Genomic DNA, 14,998 nt, shown 5'->3' with positions numbered 1-14,998 from the left:
GCATGTTCACACACGTCAAGTCCACCATTAGACACATTGCGCCAGATAACTTACGCGGACGTAATTTAATCAAGGTGGTCTATGTCGTGCTTGAGTCCCAGTACCAGAGTGCTTTGTCGCAAGCAGTTCGCACGATTAACGCGAACAATCCTAACTTGGCGATTGAAATCAGCGGGTACTTGATTGAGGAACTCCGCGACCCCGAAAATTACGAGGAGTTCAAACGAGAAATTGAGAATGCGAATATCTTCATCGCTTCCCTCATTTTCATCGAAGACTTAGCACAGAAAGTTGTAGCAGCAGTAGAACCACACCGCGATCATCTTGATGTTTCCGTTGTCTTTCCCTCCATGCCAGAGGTAATGCGCCTGAGTAAAATGGGCAGCTTTTCTTTGGCACAATTGGGTCAGTCAAAAAGTGCGATCGCCCAATTCATGCGGAAACGCAAAGAAAAATCCGGTGCGGGATTCCAAGATGGAATGCTGAAGCTTTTGCGAACCCTGCCGCAAGTGCTGAAGTTTTTACCAATGGACAAGGCACAGGATGCCCGAAATTTCATGCTCAGTTTTCAGTATTGGCTAGGTGGTTCTCCAGAAAACCTGGAAAACTTCTTGCTGATGCTAGCTGATAAATATGTATTTAAAGGTTTAGACAAACAAAATTTTGCACCTTCTACATACGAACAGCCGGTGGTTTATCCCGATTTAGGGATTTGGCATCCTTTGGCTCCCAGTATGTTTGAAGATGTCAGAGAGTACCTCAATTGGTATACAGCTCGTAAGGATATTTCTAGCGATCTCAAAGATCCCCTAGCTCCTTGTGTCGGGTTAGTATTACAACGCACTCACCTAGTTACAGGGGATGATGCCCATTATGTAGCAATGGTGCAGGAGTTGGAAGCACTAGGCGCACGGGTACTACCTGTGTTTGCTGGTGGTTTGGACTTCTCCAAGCCTGTGGATGCCTACTTCTACGAACCAAATACCAACACACAGTTAGTAGATGCAGTGATATCGCTGACTGGCTTTGCTTTAGTAGGTGGGCCAGCCAGACAAGACCATCCCAAAGCAATTGAGGCACTTCAACGCTTAAATCGTCCTTACATGGTGGCGTTACCCTTAGTATTCCAAACCACAGAAGAGTGGATGGATAGCGATTTAGGGTTACATCCAATTCAAGTAGCTTTGCAAATTGCAATTCCTGAATTGGATGGGGCAATTGAGCCGATAATTTTATCAGGTAGAGATGGGGCTACAGGGAAAGCGATCGCATTGCGCGATCGGGTTGAAGCGGTAGCCGAACGCGCCTTAAAATGGGCTAATCTCCGCCGCAAACCGAAACTGGATAAAAAAGTCGCCATTACCGTTTTCAGCTTCCCGCCAGATAAAGGCAACGTGGGAACCGCCGCTTACTTGGATGTATTCGGCTCAATCTACGAGGTGATGAAAGCTCTCAAAAATAACGGCTACGACTTACCAGAATTGCCAGAATCAGCCGAAGCGTTGATGCAAGAAGTCATCCATGACGCACAGGCGCAGTACAACAGCCCAGAACTGAACGTTGCTTACAAAATGTCGGTTCCTGAGTATGAGGCGCTGACCCCTTACTCTCACCGCTTAGAGGAAAACTGGGGCCCACCTCCCGGACACCTTAACAGTGACGGGCAAAACTTGCTGATTTATGGTAAGCAATTTGGTAACGTCTTCATCGGTGTACAACCGACATTTGGTTACGAAGGCGACCCGATGCGGCTGTTGTTCTCCCGTTCAGCTAGTCCTCACCACGGTTTTGCTGCTTACTACACTTACCTAGAGCAAGTTTGGAAAGCTGATGCTGTACTGCACTTTGGTACACACGGTTCCTTGGAATTCATGCCAGGAAAACAGATGGGGATGTCTGGTGATTGTTATCCAGATAACTTGATTGGCTCAATTCCTAACCTGTATTACTACGCAGCGAATAATCCGAGTGAGGCGACAATTGCCAAACGCCGGAGTTACGCCGAAACAATTTCTTACTTGACACCACCGGCAGAAAATGCTGGTTTGTATAAAGGTTTGAAGGAACTCAGCGAATTAATTGCTTCCTACCAAACTTTAAAAGATAGTGGACGCGGTGTTTCCATTGTCAACAGCATCATGGATAAATGCCGGATCGTGAATCTGGATAAGGATATTAATCTGCCAGAAACCGATGCTAGAGACATGAGTGCTGATGAGCGGGATAATATTGTTGGCAACGTCTACCGCAAGTTGATGGAAATCGAGTCTCGGTTGTTGCCTTGTGGTTTGCACGTCATTGGTAAACCCCCAAGTGCAGAAGAAGCGATCGCAACTCTGGTAAACATTGCTAGTCTAGATCGTCAGGAAGAGGGACTTCAAGGCTTACCGGGAATTATCGCCAATAGCATTGGGCGTAACATTGATGATATTTACCAAAATAACGACAGAGGCATTTTAGAAGATGTCCAGTTATTGCAAGATATCACTTTGGCAACCCGTGCAGCAGTTACCGCCCTTGTCCAAGAGCAAATCGACGCGGAAGGACGAGTTTCTTTGGTTTCCCGGTTGAATTTCTTCAACATGGGCAAAAAGGAACCTTGGGTAGAAGCATTGCATAAAGCAGGTTATCCCAAAGTTGACACCGCCGCCCTAAAACCTTTACTTGAGTATTTGGAATTCTGCCTGCAACAAGTTTGTGCCGATAACGAACTCGGAGCATTACTTAGAGGCTTGGAAGGTGAATACATCCTACCCGGCCCCGGTGGCGATCCCATCCGCAACCCGGATGTATTGCCCACAGGTAAGAATATCCATGCTTTAGATCCGCAATCCATCCCAACAACAGCAGCAGTACAATCAGCCAAAATCGTTGTAGACAGGCTTTTGGTACGTAACAAGGCAGAAAATGAAGGAAAATGGCCAGAAACAATCGCCTGCGTCCTTTGGGGAACCGATAACATCAAAACTTACGGTGAATCCCTAGCGCAAATTATGTGGATGGTTGGCGTGCGTCCAGTTCCCGATGCCTTGGGACGAGTGAACAAGTTGGAATTGATATCTCTAGAAGAGTTGGGACGCCCCAGAATTGATGTGGTAATCAACTGTTCTGGTGTATTCCGCGACTTGTTCATCAACCAAATGAACCTGCTAGACCAAGGTGTGAAGATGGCAGCTGAGGCAGATGAACCCTTAGAAATGAACTTTGTTCGCAAACACGCTTTGCAGCAAGCTGAGGACATGGGGATTAATCTGCGTCAAGCAGCGACGCGCGTTTTCTCCAACGCTTCTGGTTCCTACTCGTCAAATATTAACTTGGCGGTAGAAAACAGCACTTGGGATAGCGAAGCCGAGTTGCAGGAAATGTATCTCAACCGGAAATCTTTCTCCTTCAATTCCGATAACCCCGGAATCATGGACGAATCCCGGCAGATTTTTGAAAGTACATTGAAAACTGCTGATGCAACTTTCCAAAATTTGGATTCTTCCGAGATTAGCTTAACGGACGTTTCCCACTACTTCGATTCAGATCCTACTAAGCTGGTGGCAAGTCTGCGGGGTGATGGTAAAAAACCAGCATCTTATATTGCAGATACAACCACAGCTAACGCCCAAGTGCGGACATTATCAGAAACCGTGCGTTTGGATGCGCGTACCAAATTGTTAAATCCCAAATGGTACGAGGGGATGCTGTCTCACGGTTACGAAGGTGTGCGCGAACTTTCCAAGCGGTTGGTGAATACAACAGGTTGGAGTGCGACAGCCGGCGCTGTGGATAACTGGATTTACGAGGATACTAACGAAACCTTCATCAAAGATGAAGAAATGCAGAAACGGTTGCTGAACCTTAATCCCCATTCTTTCCGCAAGATTGTATCAACTTTGTTGGAAGTGAATGGACGCGGTTATTGGGAGACTAGCGAGGATAATTTAGATCGCCTACGCGAGTTGTACCAAGAAGTTGAAGACCGGATTGAAGGGATAGAATAATCCCTAATCATAAATGTAGGGACGTTTTATAGAACGTCTCTACATAAAAAACGGTTTTGACAAATTGTATGGAATCCGGCTAAATGAAAATCAAATATATAATTATAGATAGGTATGTCTGCTAAAGATGTCTTTCATGAAGTTGTCAAAACAGCTTTACAGAAAGATGGTTGGCAAATTACTCACGATCCACTCACAATGAGCGTTGGAGGAGTTAACCTTTCGATTGATTTAGCCGCCCAAAAGCTGATTGCAGCAGAACGTGAAGGACAAAAAATTGCAGTCGAAGTCAAAAGTTTTTTAGAGAGGTCGTCTGCTATTTCAGAATTTCATACAGCATTAGGGCAGTTTATTAATTATAGAGGTGCATTACGACGGCGGCAACCGGAGCGTGTTTTGTATTTAGCAGTACCTTTAACAACTTATAAAACATTTTTTCAGCTTGATTTTCCTAAAGAGATGATTGTAGAAAATCAACTGAAAATGCTTATTTATGATGTAGAACAAGAGGTGATTTTCCAATGGATAAATTAACTCGATATCGCCAGCTTGTACAACAGATATTACATGATTATAGTGAGCAAAAACCAGCTTACGGAAATATAGAAGTTGAAACAATTTTTGATACAGAACGTGACCATTATCAAATAGTTCATGTAGGGTGGGAAGGTCAAGACTGGGTACATAGTTGTATTATTCATATTGATATTAAAGGTGGGAAAATTTGGCTTCAGTGGAATGGTACAGAAGATGATATTGCAGCTAATTTGGTAGCTGCGGGAGTTCCCAAGGAAGATATTGTGTTAGGTTTTCAATCTCCTTTTATGAGACAGTTTACAGAATATGCAGTGAGTTAGGAGATGTTTTGGTAAAGCTTTAGGAAATGGCCTAAGACTTTGGCTTAATCTTCAGCAAAAAGTTGATTTTTGGGATGCTTTGCAAAGCCATAAAGAAGAATATGAGCAAGTAATGATATTGGTTTAGAATAAATTCTGAAGAATCTTAGATCGCCTATACGATTTGTACCAACAGATTAAAGACCGAATAGAAGGAATATAATAGTCCTTATAGGGCAGGCTAAATGCCTATCTTAACATTTCAATCTAATTGTATAAATATAAATGCTCAAACAAACTATTGAAAAATTATTATACGAATATCCAATAGTAAACCAAGAAAAATTCAAAAACCATAATTTCCCAAGATATTTAAAGAATGATGTTCCAAAGTTGTTAGATAATTCTCTAAATCTTCCTGAAATATATAGTATACAAGCTTCAGCAGGAAATGGCTCATGGGCAAATATCCCTTGGATAGCTGTTTTTAATAAGCTGGTCACAGAAAGTGTGAGATTTGGATTTTTCCTTGTCTATTTGTTTCAGGCAGATTGTTCTGGTGTTTATCTATCTTTGAATCAAGGTACAGCATCTTTGAAAAAAAATTATGGACTTGGAGGTGCAAAAGATATATTACGAGAAAGAGCAAAAACTTTTAGGAAAATTATATCGACCGATATAAGTATTAAATATTATGAAAATATTGATCTTAAACTTGAAGCAATTCCTAAAGAAACTACTGCTCGAAGATTAGGTCAGGCATATCATGCCGGTAATATATTAGCTATTTATTATCCAAAAACAAGTTTGCCAGACTTAGATAAACTAGTCAATGATTTATTATTTTTTATCAAAATTTATGAAGAATTGATCGAACAACAACCTTTAGATACTCAGGATAATGAATTAGATTCTGAAGAAGTTTGGTTTGAAGATTTAACAAAGTATAAAATCCATAAAAGAGTAGAAAGAAATCAAGCTTTGTGTAATAAAGCTAAAGAAATACATGGATATATATGCAAAGCTTGCGGTTTTGATTTTGAGATGAAATATGGCAATATAGGCAAGAATTATATAGAAGCTCATCATCTAGTACCGATTGCAACTCTAGAAAAAACGAAAGTTCAGCTAGACCCTTCAACTGACTTTACTGTTTTATGTTCCAATTGCCACCGTATAATACACAGAATAAAACCTATACCAACACTAGAAGAGTTTAAAAATATAATCACAACTGATTAGTCAAGGCAAAAATTGAATCAGATTGTCCAACTCCTGAACTGAAACAGCGTTTAATATCTGCCTGATTGATGATAATACTAAGTACGATCGCACTCACTCTTCCACAATAGGCGATCGCATAATTTTTGAGGTTTTCTGTCAGGCGATCGCACTAACTCTTCCACAACAGGCGATCGCTTTATTTTTGAGGTTTTCTGTAAAGCGATCGCACTCACTCTTCCATACAGGCGATCGCATTATTTTTGAGATTTTCTGCAAGGCGATCGCTTTGTTTTTGAGATTTTCTGTAAGGCGATCGCTTAATTTTTGAGGTTTTCTGCAAGGCGATCGCTACATTGGTTACAACACAAGGAAAATCGCTAGGCAAGCTATAATTTATTCAAAGTGAAACTTATATCCCTTTATGTTAACGCTTGAGCAAATTGAGTCTGCCATTCTTCAACTGTCACCTGATGAGTATAAAAAACTCATAGAGTGGTTTGCTGATTTGGACTATCAACGCTGGGATAAGCAATTAGAGAAAGACATTGCTGATGGAAAATTGGAAGCTTTAGCACAGGAAGCGATCATTGAATTCAAGGCGGGTCACTGTCGGGAAATCTGATGCACTATACAACGCGACGTTTCTGGCAATGTTACAATGCTCTACCTGAAAATGTGCAACAGACTGCCGATCAATGCTATGAGTTGCTGAAAACAGATCCGTCGCATTTATCACTCCATTTCAAAAAGATTGGTAACAAGTATTGGTCAGTTCGAGCAGGACTAAATTACCGAGCTTTAGGTGTCGAGGTAGAAGGTGGAATTTCGTGGTTTTGGATCGGTACACACGCAGAATATGACAAGTTAATCGATAAGTTGTAACTCTGCATAACAAACCCTTTTATTGCCAAATATTTAGCTGAGGGGTAAGAAAGTGAGTTTGTCTTGCCTATAATAGGCGATGTCTAACGACAAGTCGCTATGCGTCTACGCTTTATATTTGAGGTTTTCTGCAAAGCGATCGCACACTCTTACACAACAGACAATTGCCTTATATTTGAGGTTTTCTGCAAAGCGATACCTACGGTGAGCTTCGCTAACGCGTTCACTCTTCCACAATAGGCGGTCGCATTATTTTTGAGCTTTTCTGCAAAGCGATCGCTCTTTATAATTACCTCTACCAATGGCTTCCGTCCTCTACATTGATGCATTAGGTAACTGGCAACTGCAAAAATATACTCTGAGGTTAACGATTTATGGCTGATCTCAAACTGTAAATGGGAACGGTAGAAACAAACATCAAACTCCATAAAGAAGTTAACTTGCCCCAAAATCAGAGGTACGTTTGTAGCCTGTGTCCATGCAAATACAAGTTGTACAGGTTCAAATTGTCCAACTACTCCTTGAAGAACCACGACACGCGCCTCGTATTGAGCTAAATTACCTGTCAAACTCAATACAGTTGTCTGCTGTTCCCACACATACCCAAGCTCAACTCCTACTGAATAAGGAAGCACATTCACGCTTGCTCCAGTATCCAACAGACCGGATGTTATCACAGAACTTTGCTGGTAGATCAAAGTAAGGGGTAAATAGGGGCGGAAACTGGCTTCGCCCAACGCAACATCAATTGGGATAAAGGAATACCGTTGTGCGTTACGCATGGTCTTGAGTTTTAGCAGCTTGTAGCACTTTTAACATGGTATCTGCGGCTTCAACTGCATCATAAGGCGACCACACAGGATAGGACTGATCGGCCTTAATCAGATTGGTTTCCTGTTGGGCTAATTCTGAAATTAAAACCTGCATAATGTAAAACTTATCTGCTCGACTAAGTTCTCGCAAAGTGGAAATTAATTCTGCTGAAACCATGCAAAGCACTCCAGTAAATTAAGTCTGCTTCTTGATCATAGATTATTCATTGGGTTTCATTGCGTTTACCCCAAACTACAACTAGAATAATCACGTCTGCGACTTACAGGTGAGACAATTCAAGCAGCTAATAATGCGATTGCACATTCTTCCACAACAAGGGATGTCTAACGACAAGCCGCTACGCGTCTACGCTTTGTTTTTCAGCTTTTCTGCGAGGCGATCGCTCACCCTTCCACAACAGGCGATCGCTTTGTTTTAAAGAAAATCTATTCAAGCAGTAGTTAAACTTCAGCAAATTTAATTTATTGTTTTTAACAATGAAAGGGAGGAAATTACTTTATGGATAAATTAACAGCATATCGAGAGTTAATTAAACAGGTGCTAACTGAATATGATAATTTATCTCGTCAATCACCTGACAAAATTGCTGAAAATTGTTTAGTCTTTGATGAAAATCACGATCATTATCTCTGGTTAACTGTAGATTGGCAAGGTAGCAAAAGACTTAAATACACTCATGTTCATATTCGGATTAAAAATGAGAAAATTTTCATAGAAGAAGACTGGACAGAAGAAGGAATAGCAACTGAATTAATGAAGTTAGGTGTAAGTAGTAGCGATATTGTGTTAGCCTTTCAGCCTCCAGATGTGAGAAAATTTACAGAATTTGCAACAGCTTAGTAAATTATTGTTCTACCGGGGCGATCGCATTATTTTTGAGGTTTTCTACAAGGCGATCGCTCCTCATAAACTATCAAAGCATAAAATTAAAGCATGACTATTCATAAAACAGATATGCTAAAAACGCTTTGGGCTACTGTTCGAGAAGGAAAAATCGAATTGCTAGAGTCAGAGGAATTACCGGAAGGGACAAGAGTGCTAGTGACGCTGCTTCCTGATGATGAAACTGAATTTTGGCTTCAAACCAGTCAAACATCACTCTCATCAGTTTGGGATAACACTGAGGATGATGTTTATGCCCAACTACTCTAAAAATGACATCATTTTGGTTCAGTATCCCTTTTCAGATTTGTCCAGTTCAAAAGTTAGACCTGCTGTTGTTGTAAGTGCGCCACACGTTTCTCAAGACATCCTAATTACACCTTTGACGAGCAAAACTGGAGCATTGCTAGAAGGTGAGTTTGTCTTGTTTGAATGGGCAGCAGCAGGGCTAAACGTGGCTACAGCAGTCAAGAGAGGTTTATACACAGTGCATAAAAGCTAACTTGTCAAAGTGATTGGCAAGTTAGCTGATACTGATGCTGAACTGTTAGAGCAATCTTTGCGGTATTGGTTAGGGTTGTGAATGGACAAAATCTTGTCCGCTATATTTAAGGTGTACCAGTTGCTTCCTCACTCCAAGTTAATCAGCATGGATATCACAGCTACTTTGAACGAAATCGCAACTCTCAGTGTTGAGGATAGAATCTGTATTGTACAGGCAATTTGGGATAGCATCGCAGCAGAGCAAGTTTACCCTGATTTAACCGATGCACAAAAGCAAGAACTCGATCGTCGAACTGCTGACTATGATTCAAATCCAGATAATGTGCTGACTTGGGAGGAAATCAAAGCATCAATTAAGGGGTAGCAATGAATTATGTCCTGGTGTTTCGCCCAGAGGTTCGAGAAGAACTCAATGATGCACACAGTTGGTACGAGAGTCAGAAACCCGGTCTCGGTGACGAGTTTTTAGACTGTGTAGACGAAACGGTGAATCGAATTTCTCAGATGCCAGAATCCTATGTAATTGTCTACGCTGATATTCGACGAGCAGTAGTGCGACGATTTCCCTATGCTGTGTACTATCGGATTGTGTCGAGTCGAGTAATAGTGACGGCAATTTTTCATGGTCGCAGAGATTCAAAATCGTGGCAGACGCGAACCTAATACTATAATTACGGGCGATGTCTAACGACAAGCCGCTACGCATCTACGCCTTATTTTTGAGGTTTTCTGTAAGGCGATCGCACTGACTCTTTCACAACAGGCGATCGCCTAAAATGCCATCATAGAAAGAGCGACCGCTTCTATATTTTTCATGATATCATATTATGATATCATGAAATTTGTGGCTATATTCAACTTAACTGTAAGATGGCTGTAATTGTATTGATTAAATGGATCTCAATAACAAACAACGTCAGATTTTAGAGTTAATTTTTACAAATCCTGTACCATCTAATATTCTTTGGAAAGATATTGAAAGTTTATTTATAGCTCTCGGCGCTGATATTACTCAAGGTAGAGGTTCGCGGATTCGTGTGAAATTAAATGATGTGAAAGCTGTTTTTCACGAACCGCATCTTCAAAATGAGACAGATAAAGGAGCAGTCAAATCTTTTAGAGAATTTTTAATTAAGGCAGGAATTGAAATATGATGACTTATAAAGGATACACAGCCAGTATAGAGGTAGATGTAGAAGCGGGAATACTTTTTGGTCAAGTCCTAGATATTAATGACGTAATTACCTTTAAGGCAAAAACTGTAGACGAAGCGCGTCAAGAATTTCAAATTTCTGTTGATGATTATCTTGCTTTCTGTGAAGAACTAGGAGAGGAGCCTGATAAACCATTCTCTGGTAAACTTCCATTCCGCACAACTCCAGAACACCACCGAAAAATATTTATTGCTGCTAAAAAGGCTGGTAAAAGCATAAATGCTTGGATGGATGAAATATTAACTGGTGCTGCGGATAAAGTAATCAATCCTTAGAGTCAATTATTCTAAATATTTTTTTCGCTAAAGTGCATTCGCCTTCGGCATTTTTATGGGAATATTCAAGTTTAAATTTTTTTATGGATGCCTTAACTATCAACTTTGCTCCTGTTCTTCAAATAACAGATGAGCAATTCTTCCAGTTATGTCAGATAAATGAATTAATTAGATTTGAGCGTAATGCTGATGGCACATTGCTACTAATGCCTCTAGTCGGAGGTTTAACCAGCAACCGCAATGCTAACTTAACTGCTCAACTTGGACTGTGGAATCGCGATCAATCACTAGGTATCGCTTCATTTTTGAGGTTTTATAGAAGGCCATACCTTTCCTGCGGAACGCTAAGGTACTCACTCTTTTACAACAAGCGATCGCTAAAGTTTCACGCATACAACGTATTCGCTTTATGATCGTTTATAGAAAAATTTCATTGTTAGCAAAATGTCTAAGCGTAGTTACGCCATTCTAGGAACTGGTGCATTAGGTGGCTTTTATGGTGCCAAGCTGCAAAAAGCTGGCTTAGATGTCCACTTTTTGCTGAAGAGTGATTATGAATATGTCAGTAAATCTGGTTTGGTTATTGAGTCAAAAGATGGTGATTTCACCTTGGCTCAAGTCAATGCCTATAATGATGTAGAAAAAATGCCACAATGCGATGTGGTGGTGATAGCGCTAAAGACGACACAAAACCATTTATTGCCGCAGATATTACCGCCACTGGTCAAAGATGATGGGGTAGTGTTGGTATTGCAAAATGGACTGGCGGTGGAAGAAGAAGTTGCCAAAATAGTTGGCAATGTCAGCATTATTGGTGGGCTGTGTTTTCTCTGTTCCAATAAAGTCGGAGCAGGACATATCCGCCACCTCGACTATGGACAAATTACCATAGGGGGATATGCTTCTGGCTACGATCCTACTGGAATTACAGATAAGATGCGGCAAATTGCCGATGACTTTGCTAGCGCTGGTATTTCAATGGAATTAGCTGAAGACTTATTACTAGGGCGATGGAAAAAATTGGTGTGGAATATTCCCTATAATGGACTGTCTGTAATTCTCAACGCTAGAACAGATGAATTAATGTCCTATGTCCACACCCGCAAATTAGTTGAACAGTTGATGTATGAAGTTGCAGCAGGATCTAAAAGTTGCGGACGCATCATTCCTGATAGTTTCATTCAAACAATGCTGGATTACACCGTGAAAATGAAGCCTTATCGTACCAGCATGAAAATTGACTACGACGAAAGGCGGCCTATGGAAGTAGAAGCAATTTTTGGAACCCCATTACGGAAAGCGCAAGCAGCAGATGTGGATTTACCGCAGATTAGCTGTATATACCAGCAGCTAAAGTTTTTGGATGAGAAAATAAGAGTAAAAGAGCGGGAAAACGCTTAATTATTTAATGCTTGGATGGATGAAATCTTAACTGTTGCTGCGGATAAAGTAATCAATATCTAGAGTTAACCATTATAAATATCTTTTTTGCCAAAACCACTATTCTAAAAATTCCTATTTCTTTTGATAAAATGCGCTTGGAAACCTGGAATTTTGGTTTTCAGTTTCCAATAATCTTAAGCTTTAGAGCACAGATATTATTAGTGAAATACGTTCGCACAATCAGTAATTTTGGATGATTAGTACTGGACTTGGGTGATTAAAAAATAGCGCTATTATTGACATATGATAAAAATTTTGGTGAATTAGTGTTCCGTCTACGTCGTATTGCTTTAGGTGTTTTATATACCAATACTGTTCGGTTAAGGCAAGAGACGCGATGAATCGCCGTCTCTACAAAAGACTGATTATTGTAGAGACGGCGATTTATCGCGTCTTTGTGATGATTTATGGCATCTTTAGCGATCTAGAATTTTCATCAAAAAACATTAACCAAACCGTATTTTTTTATATACTAATTCGAGTAATTCGCGCTGATAGTCAACATCTGTAACAGTGCGGGAAATTTTATGAATATCTATTTGCATTAACATAGGTGGGAGAGCATCCCATAAAGGAGGATATCAGATAAAAAATTTGGTATAATCTGTGGAGTTGATTTGTCAGATGCAGTTAGAGGTCATTTATAAAGTAAAAATAAAATTATTGTCAGGTGTGTTAGGCGCATATTTCGATATGATTTTTTACAAAAAACATATCAAAGCACCTAACGTACAGATATACAATATGAAGCGTTAGGCTAAAGCCGTAACTGCCTCCCATACTTAAGATTTACTTTATAAATGGTCTCTTAGTAACAATTATCCTCAAATTCATCAGATTTCTAGGAGTCTAAGATTGTTGTGGGTATGCTGGTTGGACGCTACGAAATTATTCGGGAATTGGGTGGCGGTGGCTTTGCGATTACCTTTCTAGCAAAGGATTTTCTACAGCCTAGTCAGCCGTTATGTGTTGTCAAGCAATTGCGTCCCGAACATACTAATCCTCGGATTGTAGAGTTTTTTGAAACAGAAGCGGCTGTTCTGGAAAAGTTGGGTAAAAATTCCCGAATTCCTCAATTATTAGCGCATTTTAGAGAAAATAAGAACCTTTATATTGTTCAAGAATTTATTGAAGGACACGATTTAAAGAAAGAAATCATTCCAGGTAAGCAGTTAAGTGAAGCTTATGCCACTAAGCTATTACAAGATGTTTTGGAAGTTTTGTCCTTTGTACATAATCAGCAGGTAATTCACCGCGACATCAAGCCTGAGAACTTGATGCGGCAGCATCAGGATGGGAAGATTTTTCTGATTGACTTTGGGGCAGTCAAGGAACTTGGCGCTCTGATAGTAAATATAGAAGGTAAGGTGACTTCTAGTGTCGTCATCGGTACTCCTGGGTATATGCCTAATGAGCAAAAGAATGGTAAACCCATATTTGCTAGTGATATATATGCCTTGGGAGTGTTGGTGATTCAAGCTTTGACTGGTGTTTCGGCAGTGGACTTTGAAGAGGATGCCAAAACAGGTGAAATTCTTTGGCGTCATCAAGCACGGGTAAGCAAGCATCTAGCTAATGTGTTAACCAAGATGGTGCGTCGTCATTACAGTTTACGCTACGCTAATGCGGCTGAAGTGCTACAAGACCTTTCAAAAAAAGTGCTGACAGCGCCAAGACAACCACAAAAAACAGTTAACTGGTCGCGGCGCAGAGTTATTCAAACAGTGGGGTTAATGGGAGGTAGTTTTAGCTTTGCAATTGTGCTTGAGAAACTCTTACTCAACAATTCTGCCCAGATAAAAACTTTGCCATCAACCTCATCTATTCCCCCAAATAATATTCAAGTACCGTCCCAAAATGAGACTCCAGCATTACCGACAAAAAGTGTAAATACTACTAAAGAAGTAGCTTTAAAAACTTTCCAGTTTGAAGTCATGAAGGTAGATGAGCAGGGAAACAATACCACAATCAGTCCTGGTCAGGCAAATTTTTTTATAGAAGACTTCGGTAACGGTAACACACTGGAGATGGTAGAAATTCCTGGCGGTCAGTTTCTTATGGGTTCACCACTAAATGAAAAAGAGCGAAACACAAATGAGGGGCCGCAGCATCCGATCGCTATTAAACTTTTTTTCATGGGTAAATTTACAATCACTCAAGAGCAGTATGAAGCAGTTATGGGCATCAACCCCTCTTACTTCCAAGGGACTAAGCGACCTGTCGAACAAGTAAGTTGGAATGATGCAGTCAAGTTTTGTGAAAAACTGTCGCTGATGACTGGCAAGAGCTATCGTTTACCCAGCGAGGCAGAGTGGGAGTATGCAGCTCGTGCTGGAACGACTACTCCGTTCTATTTTGGTGAAACAATTACGACTGAGATAGCTAACTATAATGGCGAGTATACTTATGGTTCTGCTCCCCAAGGTCAAAATCGTCTGGACACTATCGATGTTGGTAGTTTACCTCCGAATGCTTTTGGTTTGTATGAGATGCATGGCAATGTCTGGGAATGGTGCCAAGACAAATACCACAATGATTACCGGGGAATGCCTGCTGATGGAAGCGCTTGGGTAAGTGGAAATAATAATCCTTGGCTGCTGCGTGGTGGTTCATGGTTCAGTCAGGCAAGTTCTTGCCGTTCAGCCGCCCGTTTAGACGAGAGTAATTCGGATGCAGCAGTTTATGATTACGGTTTTCGGGTAGTTTGCACACTTTAAAAGGTTGTGTTGCACCTAACTAGAGTTGGTCTGGTAGAAGTGCAGAACAGGGCAAACGCACCTAAATTATTCTTGATTCCAACTCTGACTTTTCAGGGTATTTAGAAAACCTCTCTCTAAATCTCTCTCCTTTTAGGAGAGAGACTTTGAATTTTCCCCTTTAGAGCGTCGGGAAGAGGGTAGGGGGTTAGGTTTTTC

At 40.7% G+C, this 14,998-nt stretch carries 22 protein-coding genes; 18 read left to right on the top strand and 4 right to left on the bottom strand.

Going from position 1 to position 14,998, the window contains the following annotated elements; translation table 11 throughout:
* Positions 1-2 precede the first annotated feature (2 nt).
* From V7L01_RS15795 to V7L01_RS15780, 4 genes are all read left to right on the top strand, one after another.
* Positions 3-3,989 carry a magnesium chelatase subunit H gene (locus tag V7L01_RS15795; protein WP_335036231.1) on the top strand — a complete coding sequence of 1,329 codons (3,987 nt, stop codon included), beginning with the start codon at positions 3-5 and terminating at the stop codon, positions 3,987-3,989.
* Positions 3,990-4,103: 114 nt separating this feature from the next.
* On the top strand, positions 4,104-4,523 hold the full coding sequence (locus V7L01_RS15790; protein WP_335036230.1) for a XisH family protein: 420 nt from the start codon (positions 4,104-4,106) through the stop codon (positions 4,521-4,523).
* Positions 4,511-4,846, top strand: coding sequence for a XisI protein (locus V7L01_RS15785; RefSeq protein WP_335036229.1), 336 nt, complete (start codon positions 4,511-4,513; stop codon positions 4,844-4,846). The genes V7L01_RS15790 and V7L01_RS15785 overlap by 13 nt, the downstream gene beginning before the upstream one ends.
* A gap of 264 nt (positions 4,847-5,110) precedes the next feature.
* On the top strand, positions 5,111-6,067 hold the full coding sequence (locus tag V7L01_RS15780; protein WP_335036227.1) for an MrcB family domain-containing protein: 957 nt from the start codon (positions 5,111-5,113) through the stop codon (positions 6,065-6,067).
* 77 nt (positions 6,068-6,144) lie between these two features.
* Here the strand turns inward: V7L01_RS15780 and V7L01_RS15775 are convergent, their stop codons facing one another.
* A complete protein-coding gene (locus V7L01_RS15775) occupies positions 6,145-6,282 on the bottom strand; it encodes a hypothetical protein (protein ID WP_335036225.1) in 138 nt (45 codons plus the stop codon).
* On the bottom strand, positions 6,279-6,434 hold the full coding sequence (locus tag V7L01_RS15770) for a hypothetical protein (protein ID WP_335036223.1): 156 nt from the start codon (positions 6,432-6,434) through the stop codon (positions 6,279-6,281). Before V7L01_RS15770 ends, V7L01_RS15775 begins: the two co-directional genes overlap by 4 nt.
* Before the next feature lie 36 nt (positions 6,435-6,470).
* On the opposite strand from V7L01_RS15770, the gene V7L01_RS15765 reads away from it, so the two are divergent.
* Both V7L01_RS15765 and V7L01_RS15760 read left to right on the top strand, forming a co-directional pair.
* Entirely contained in the window at positions 6,471-6,671 is a 201-nt protein-coding gene (locus V7L01_RS15765) for a hypothetical protein (RefSeq protein WP_335036221.1), read from the top strand.
* On the top strand, positions 6,671-6,931 hold the full coding sequence (locus V7L01_RS15760; protein WP_229462057.1) for a ParE family toxin-like protein: 261 nt from the start codon (positions 6,671-6,673) through the stop codon (positions 6,929-6,931). Before V7L01_RS15765 ends, V7L01_RS15760 begins: the two co-directional genes overlap by 1 nt.
* 149 nt (positions 6,932-7,080) lie before the next feature.
* Here the strand turns inward: V7L01_RS15760 and V7L01_RS15755 are convergent, their stop codons facing one another.
* The gene (locus V7L01_RS15755) at positions 7,081-7,713 is read right to left on the bottom strand and encodes a hypothetical protein (RefSeq protein WP_335036219.1); all 633 of its coding nucleotides are present in this window, start codon (positions 7,711-7,713) and stop codon (positions 7,081-7,083) included.
* Complete coding sequence (locus V7L01_RS15750) at positions 7,706-7,921, bottom strand: hypothetical protein (protein ID WP_335036217.1); 216 nt, start codon at positions 7,919-7,921, stop codon at positions 7,706-7,708. The genes V7L01_RS15755 and V7L01_RS15750 overlap by 8 nt, the downstream gene beginning before the upstream one ends.
* Before the next feature lie 133 nt (positions 7,922-8,054).
* Between V7L01_RS15750 and V7L01_RS15745 the strand changes: the two genes are divergently transcribed.
* The 12 genes from V7L01_RS15745 to V7L01_RS15690 all read left to right on the top strand — a co-directional run bounded on the left by V7L01_RS15745 (position 8,055) and on the right by V7L01_RS15690 (position 14,800).
* Positions 8,055-8,183: a hypothetical protein gene (locus tag V7L01_RS15745; protein WP_335036215.1), complete on the top strand. Its 129-nt coding sequence runs from the start codon at positions 8,055-8,057 to the stop codon at positions 8,181-8,183.
* Positions 8,184-8,263: 80 nt separating this feature from the next.
* Positions 8,264-8,605, top strand: a complete 342-nt coding sequence (locus tag V7L01_RS15740; protein WP_335036214.1) for a XisI protein — start codon at positions 8,264-8,266, stop codon at positions 8,603-8,605.
* Positions 8,606-8,698: 93 nt separating this feature from the next.
* A complete protein-coding gene (locus V7L01_RS15735; RefSeq protein ID WP_334843202.1) occupies positions 8,699-8,917 on the top strand; it encodes a hypothetical protein in 219 nt (72 codons plus the stop codon).
* The gene (locus V7L01_RS15730; protein ID WP_335036212.1) at positions 8,901-9,149 is read left to right on the top strand and encodes a MazF family transcriptional regulator; all 249 of its coding nucleotides are present in this window, start codon (positions 8,901-8,903) and stop codon (positions 9,147-9,149) included. Before V7L01_RS15735 ends, V7L01_RS15730 begins: the two co-directional genes overlap by 17 nt.
* 81 nt (positions 9,150-9,230) lie before the next feature.
* Positions 9,231-9,515 carry an addiction module protein gene (locus V7L01_RS15725; protein WP_335036210.1) on the top strand — a complete coding sequence of 95 codons (285 nt, stop codon included), beginning with the start codon at positions 9,231-9,233 and terminating at the stop codon, positions 9,513-9,515.
* Between the two features lie 2 nt (positions 9,516-9,517).
* Positions 9,518-9,814: a type II toxin-antitoxin system RelE/ParE family toxin gene (locus V7L01_RS15720; RefSeq protein ID WP_335036208.1), complete on the top strand. Its 297-nt coding sequence runs from the start codon at positions 9,518-9,520 to the stop codon at positions 9,812-9,814.
* A gap of 230 nt (positions 9,815-10,044) precedes the next feature.
* Positions 10,045-10,305 carry a type II toxin-antitoxin system HicA family toxin gene (locus V7L01_RS15715; protein WP_335036207.1) on the top strand — a complete coding sequence of 87 codons (261 nt, stop codon included), beginning with the start codon at positions 10,045-10,047 and terminating at the stop codon, positions 10,303-10,305.
* On the top strand, positions 10,305-10,640 hold the full coding sequence (locus V7L01_RS15710; RefSeq protein ID WP_335036295.1) for a type II toxin-antitoxin system HicB family antitoxin: 336 nt from the start codon (positions 10,305-10,307) through the stop codon (positions 10,638-10,640). Before V7L01_RS15715 ends, V7L01_RS15710 begins: the two co-directional genes overlap by 1 nt.
* An 83-nt stretch (positions 10,641-10,723) precedes the next feature.
* Positions 10,724-11,053 carry a Uma2 family endonuclease gene (locus V7L01_RS15705; RefSeq protein WP_335036205.1) on the top strand — a complete coding sequence of 110 codons (330 nt, stop codon included), beginning with the start codon at positions 10,724-10,726 and terminating at the stop codon, positions 11,051-11,053.
* 31 nt (positions 11,054-11,084) lie between these two features.
* A complete protein-coding gene (locus tag V7L01_RS15700) occupies positions 11,085-12,041 on the top strand; it encodes a putative 2-dehydropantoate 2-reductase (protein ID WP_335036203.1) in 957 nt (318 codons plus the stop codon).
* A 379-nt stretch (positions 12,042-12,420) separates the two neighbouring features.
* Positions 12,421-12,594 (top strand): hypothetical protein, encoded by a 174-nt coding sequence (locus V7L01_RS15695; protein ID WP_335036201.1) that lies wholly within the window; start codon positions 12,421-12,423, stop codon positions 12,592-12,594.
* Between the two features lie 355 nt (positions 12,595-12,949).
* Entirely contained in the window at positions 12,950-14,800 is a 1,851-nt protein-coding gene (locus tag V7L01_RS15690) for a bifunctional serine/threonine-protein kinase/formylglycine-generating enzyme family protein (RefSeq protein WP_335036293.1), read from the top strand.
* Positions 14,801-14,998 lie beyond the last annotated feature (198 nt).

Source organism: Nostoc sp., assembly GCF_036917095.1.
In the GTDB taxonomy this organism is placed as follows: domain Bacteria; phylum Cyanobacteriota; class Cyanobacteriia; order Cyanobacteriales; family Nostocaceae; genus Nostoc.
Note: the sequence above shows the minus strand (reverse complement) of the source record. Positions and strands in the feature narration are given on the sequence as shown.